General features: G+C 61.0%; 5 protein-coding genes and 2 pseudogenes. 1 reads left to right on the top strand and 6 read right to left on the bottom strand.

Features of this window, described 5'->3' with window-relative positions:
• From ACILRC_RS15150 to ACILRC_RS15125, 6 genes and pseudogenes are all read right to left on the bottom strand, one after another.
• Positions 1 to 157: pseudogene (locus ACILRC_RS15150) on the bottom strand (IS3 family transposase); the annotation flags it as partial.
• A gap of 82 nt (positions 158 to 239) precedes the next feature.
• Positions 240 to 1787, bottom strand: a complete 1548-nt coding sequence (gene tnpC, locus ACILRC_RS15145; RefSeq protein WP_395670202.1) for an IS66 family transposase — start codon at positions 1785 to 1787, stop codon at positions 240 to 242.
• A gap of 66 nt (positions 1788 to 1853) precedes the next feature.
• Positions 1854 to 2207: an IS66 family insertion sequence element accessory protein TnpB gene (gene tnpB / locus ACILRC_RS15140; RefSeq protein ID WP_395670201.1), complete on the bottom strand. Its 354-nt coding sequence runs from the start codon at positions 2205 to 2207 to the stop codon at positions 1854 to 1856.
• On the bottom strand, positions 2183 to 2521 hold the full coding sequence (gene tnpA, locus ACILRC_RS15135) for an IS66-like element accessory protein TnpA (protein WP_395670200.1): 339 nt from the start codon (positions 2519 to 2521) through the stop codon (positions 2183 to 2185). The genes tnpB and tnpA overlap by 25 nt, the downstream gene beginning before the upstream one ends.
• Before the next feature lie 78 nt (positions 2522 to 2599).
• The gene (locus tag ACILRC_RS15130; protein ID WP_395670199.1) at positions 2600 to 2773 is read right to left on the bottom strand and encodes a transposase; all 174 of its coding nucleotides are present in this window, start codon (positions 2771 to 2773) and stop codon (positions 2600 to 2602) included.
• A 204-nt stretch (positions 2774 to 2977) separates the two neighbouring features.
• Complete coding sequence (locus ACILRC_RS15125; RefSeq protein WP_395670198.1) at positions 2978 to 3910, bottom strand: MBOAT family O-acyltransferase; 933 nt, start codon at positions 3908 to 3910, stop codon at positions 2978 to 2980.
• Positions 3911 to 4077: 167 nt separating this feature from the next.
• Between ACILRC_RS15125 and ACILRC_RS15120 the strand changes: the two are divergent.
• A pseudogene (locus tag ACILRC_RS15120) lies at positions 4078 to 4977 on the top strand (IS110 family transposase); the annotation flags it as partial.
• Positions 4978 to 5102: the final 125 nt, after the last annotated feature.

Here is a 5102-nt window from a genome sequence, read left to right as displayed (position 1 = left end):
ACCCGGCACATGCTGCTGAGTCGGAATTGGCCTTGGTGTTCAGCCATAAATGCGTACTTCACCCGGACAGCTTGGCAAAGTACGTTGCGGCCTTTTTTAGGATGTCACGCTCTTCGTTGGCCCTCTTCAAGTCAGCCTTCAGGCGCGACACTTCGGCTTTGAGTTGACCCGTCTCACCGTAAGCGCGCGGCGATCCCATCTTGACCGCGTGGCGCGGTCGTGTTTCTGTGGATGCGCTATCAGGCAAGCTGCCAGCGGTGCGGCAGCAGCTCGCCAATGCGGCTGGCGCGCTGCATGGGCAGGCGTGCCATCACATCGCGCAGGTAGGCGTAAGGGTCGTGCCCGTTCATGCGCGCTGACTGAATCAGGCTCATCACCGCTGCGGCGCGTTTGCCCGCGCGCAAGCTGCCGGCAAACAGCCAGTTGTTTCGGCCAATGGCGATGGGCCGGATCTGGTTCTCGATCCAGTTGTTGTCCACGGGCAGTTGCCCGTCATCGGCAAAGCGGATGAGTGCTTCCCATCGCTTGAGGCTGTACTCCAACGCCTTGGCTGTGGCTGATCCGTCGGGAACCTTGCGCCGCTGCAGCGTCATCCATTCGTGCAGGGCGTCCAGTAGCGGCTGCGTTCTCTCCCGCCGGATTGCCAGACGCTGCTCGGCGCTGAGTTCCTTGACCTCTCGCTCAATCTCGTGGACCCGGGCGAACTGTTGCAGCGCAAACTCGGCAATCTGGCTCTGGTTGGCCGCGTGCAGATCGAAGAATTTGCGCCGCGCGTGAGCCAGGCAGCCCACCTCGGTGACGCCGGCAGCCACAAGGGCCTTGTACCCGCTGAAGTCATCGCACACCAGACTGCCCTTCCAGTCGCCCAGGAAGGTGCGAGCGTGCTCGCCTGCGCGGCTCTCGCAGAAGTCGTAGACCACAGCCCGCGTGACCTCAAAGGCGCCCGTGGCGTAGGCCCAGAGGTAGGCTCTGTGTGTCTTGCCGTTGCCCGGTTTGAGCATGGCCACCGGCGTCTCGTCAGCGTGCAGCACGCTGTGCTGCAGCAGCTCGTCCTTCATTGCATCCACCAGCGGCTGCAACTGCACCCCACACGAGCCCACCCATTGCGCCAGCGTAGAGCGCGCGATTGCAAGACCAGCTCGGCCAAAGATCGCTTCCTGGCGGTACAGCGGGAGGTGGTCGGCGTACTTGGCCACCAGCACCTGCGCCAGCAGCCCGGTGGTGGGGATGCCCTTGTCGATGACGTGAGGATCAACGGGTACTTGGGTGAGCGTCTCGCACTTCACGCAGGCCCACTTGCCCCGGATGTGGCGCTCGACGCTGAACACACCGGGCACGTAGTCCAGCTTCTCGGCAACGTCCTCGCCCACGCGCAACATCCGGCAGCCGCACTGGCATGTCGTGGACTCGGGCTCGTGGCGGATTTCTCGCCGCGGCAGGTTGGCCGGTAGCGCAGCGCGTTTGGGGGCTTGCTTTTCCTGGTGGGCTACAACCGCTGGCATGGCCCGTTCTATCTCATCGGCCACGGCCTGCAAGTCCTCGTCCAGTGTTTCGTCAAGCAGGCTCTTTTGCTCGACGCTGAAGCGCTCGGACTGCGCGGCGAACTTCATGCGCTTGAGCAGCGCGTTCTCGTGCGTGAGCTTGTCGATCAGTGCCTGCTTGAAGACGGCCTCATTACTTTGGCGCGCGATCACACTGTTGCGCGTGGCCAGCTCACCCATCAACGACAGCAGGGCCGCACGCATCTGCGCGGGCTTGAGGGTATCGATGTGTTCTGCGGTGATCACAGAACCTGATGGTGCCGCCGCTGTGGCCCATGCGCATCGGTGCATTCGCCAATTGCGCGCTCGCTCTCACAGCACCGTGATGATCCCAGCCTCGCCGACGTTCTTCCAGGGCAGGCCCAGCACCAGCGCATCGAACTGCGCGCGGCTAAGCGTAGCGATGGCGGCGGCATCACGCGGCCAAACGAACTTGCCGCTGTTCAGGCGCCGAGCAGCCAGCCACACACCAATGCCGTCGTGCACCAGCACCTTCATGCGGTTGGCGCGTCTATTGGCGAACAGGTAGGCGTGGTGCGGGCGCGCTGCGCCGAAGACCGCCACCACGCGGGCCAGCGCTGTCTCGGTGCCCGCTCGCATGTCCAACGGTTCGGTGGCCAGCCACAGGGCATCCACCCGGATCACCTGAGCAGCTCTCGCATCCACACGGCGCACTGTTCGGCCGCCGCCAGGGGCCAAGTCAGAGACACGCTGGTGGCGCCTCGACGCAGCTCGATGCGGATGTCCGGCGCAGGTGCACACGCCGGCGGCGCCAGCGGCAGCGCAACGAATGAGGGAGCCTGCAGTGCAGGCAGCGCGCCACTACCCTGGCGACGCCACTTGTGCACGACATTGGCGTTGATGCCGTGGGACATGGCCACGCTGGCCACCGAAGCGCCTGGCTTGGCGCACTGGGCAAGGATCTGCTGCTTGAGCTCGGCGCCATACCTCCGGCGGGTCTTCTTCTTGGCTTCATTCATGGTGTCCACCTAAATCGTTTGGTGGACACCATCGTTGCCGCTTAGGTCTTTCCCTTCAAGGGTGGGATGACCGTGCGCTTACGTCTCACCGCTGCCAGGACCAGCGCCATCCTTTGCAAGACGTACCCACAGGTACAAGCTCTTGTCTGACATCCCCAACCGCTTGGCAACGTCAACGACGCCGTGCCCACGCTCGGTAACTTGACGCACCGCTTCAGCCTTGAATTCGGCCGGGTATCTCACTCTCTTCATAGCTATCACTCCAGTTCAATTTCGACCTTAACAGGTGTCTATTGAAGCGGGTGACGTCCAAACCCTTCTGCGACAGCAATGTCACGCCGAGCGAATGGAGCCCGGGCATCGGCTCATCTTCAAGGTTGTAGGCAAGGCTCAAGAAAGAAAACCATCACCAAAGCTGCTTGACGTAAGGGGAAGTCCCACTAGAGGGGTTAGGCGTCAGTGCAACCATGGTGGCAAGCCTCGCGAGTAGAACGGGACGACTGCGTGGATGCTAGCGAAGAAAAGCACCGAGGACAGGAGGTTGAACGTTAGCGTTGCAGTCGTCCAGGGGAAGATCTGCCAGCCCCGCACCTTTACGCGTGCTGTGGTGGCTGCAGCAAGGCCTTGGAGACCGAAGAATGCGGTTTGGTACCCTTGCACCTGTCCTATTGGCGCGAAGAAAATGTACTCGTGGAGGATTGCAGACAGAGCGAAGACAAGAAGGATGGTCCGGATTGGCGCAATTCGGCTGCGTCTCCCATTGAAGACGTCTTGCAGAAAGAATTGGTGGACGTTGCGGTTGTAGCGTCGCCAGAATTCAGCAGGTGTTCGGGCGACGAAGGGCCTATCCATGAAGTCGCGTGCGCTTCCTCCGCCAAGGCGCCAGAGTGCGGCGGCTGCGGTCAGCGCATAAGCAATCGCAAGCATCAGCGCGGCCACCTTGCTCACGTGTTCGAGGAGAAACGGTACGTTCGACCAGTTTACTTTGAACAATGTAAGCAGAACCGTAGTGGCCATCGCGCACGCGGCAAGTGCGAAAAGAATGGTCTGTAGGTTCTCCCGCGATGGTGGGCGGCGCTCATGCGCCAGGCTGCGTCGAACGTGTGTGAACGGATTGGCAAGAAAACTGAGGTACTCGCTCCAGGTCGGTGCGCGTCTTTGCTCTGCGTCGAGTGATGCGTCGATTACCTTGATTGCAAGAACAACCGCAGAAATGGATGCCAGAAATCGAAAGTGCGCCGCTTCAACTGGAATCAGCCAAGGTGTCGAAACGATGAGGAAGCAGATTCCGGCTGCAGCGATCCAGGTGTAAGAAGCACGCCACACAAGGAAGGGATACCCGGCAATTGCTATCAGGTATGGCGCAAGAAACCCGGCGAGTATGAGCATCTGTAACGACCGTAGAAAGCCTGTTTTCTGACGCCTAACGAATGAAAGGGACTTCCCCGTCCCAAGCGAGCCGCGACCCGTAGGGGTTGCGGTTGTCGGCAACACAGTGCCACGATGGAGAGGCGAATCTTTTCATCAACTCACTTGTTTTTCTGGAAGGGGAAGTCATGGCAATCGTAACGGTTGGAATCGACCTTGCAAAGAACGTCTTTGCGGTGCACGGCGTGGATGAATTGGGCAAACCCGTGCTGGTGCGACCTGAAGTACCACGCGCCAAGCTGCTCGAACTCATCGCCAACTTGCCACCCTGCCTCATCGGGATGGAAGCGTGCTCGGGTGCACACCATTGGGCCCGCGAGTTCGCCAAGTTTGGCCACACCGTGCGCATGATGGCGCCCAAGTTCGTGGTGCCCTACCGCATGAGCGGCAAGCAAGGCAAGAACGACGCCGCAGACGCAGCCGCGATCTGCGAAGCGGTCACGCGCCCCCATATGCGCTTCGTACCAGTCAAGAGCATAGAGCAGCAATCGCGCCTGTTCGTGCACCGCGCCCGACAAGGCTATGTGGAGCAACGCACCGCTCTCATCAACCGGATCCGGGGCCTGCTGTCGGAGCTGGGAATCGTGCTGCCGCTCAAAGCTGCCACTGTGCGCCGCGAAGCACACAAGCACCTGGAAGACCTGCCCGGCTGGTGCAACACCGTGGTGGGCGATGCGCTCAGTGAGCTCACCCACCTCGATACGCGCATCAAGCAATATGACCAATACATTGAGATGTCTGCCAAAGAAGATGTGCACGCCAGGCAGCTCATGACGTTGAGCGGAATCGGACCCACCACGGCCAGCGCCATCGTGGCCACCGTGGGCAAGGGTCATGACTTCACTTGTGGTCGCCAGTTCTGCGCCTGGCTGGGGTTGGTTCCGGGCCAGTACAGCTCGGGGGGCAAGCAGCGCCTGGGGCGCATTACCAAGGCGGGGGACCCGTACTTGCGCACTCTGCTGATCATGGGGGGCAAGGCGGTGCTCTCAGCCGCCAAGAACAAGACCGACCCGGTGAGCCGCTGGGTGTTGATTTCCACGTAAATCTGACCCCTCTGGACTGAGTTTTTTCATCCAACTTTGACCCCTTGAGTAAGGTCTCCTGCTTGTTTTTTGAGCAGGAGGGTTCAAGGAGTGATTAACGTGGGAACACT

It is taken from the genome of Rhodoferax sp. (assembly GCF_044236835.1).
GTDB lineage: Bacteria > Pseudomonadota > Gammaproteobacteria > Burkholderiales > Burkholderiaceae_C > Allorhodoferax.
This window is presented reverse-complemented; position numbering and strand designations above follow the sequence as displayed.

Bases quoted from the DNA above. Each gene is read 5' to 3' on its own strand.
- tnpA (WP_395670200.1), bottom strand. From the start codon at position 2,521: ATGAATGAAGCCAAGAAGAAGACCCGCCGGAGGTATGGCGCCGAGCTC.
- ACILRC_RS15130 (WP_395670199.1), bottom strand. From the start codon at position 2,773: ATGAAGAGAGTGAGATACCCGGCCGAATTCAAGGCTGAAGCGGTGCGT.
- ACILRC_RS15125 (WP_395670198.1), bottom strand. From the start codon at position 3,910: ATGCTCATACTCGCCGGGTTTCTTGCGCCATACCTGATAGCAATTGCC.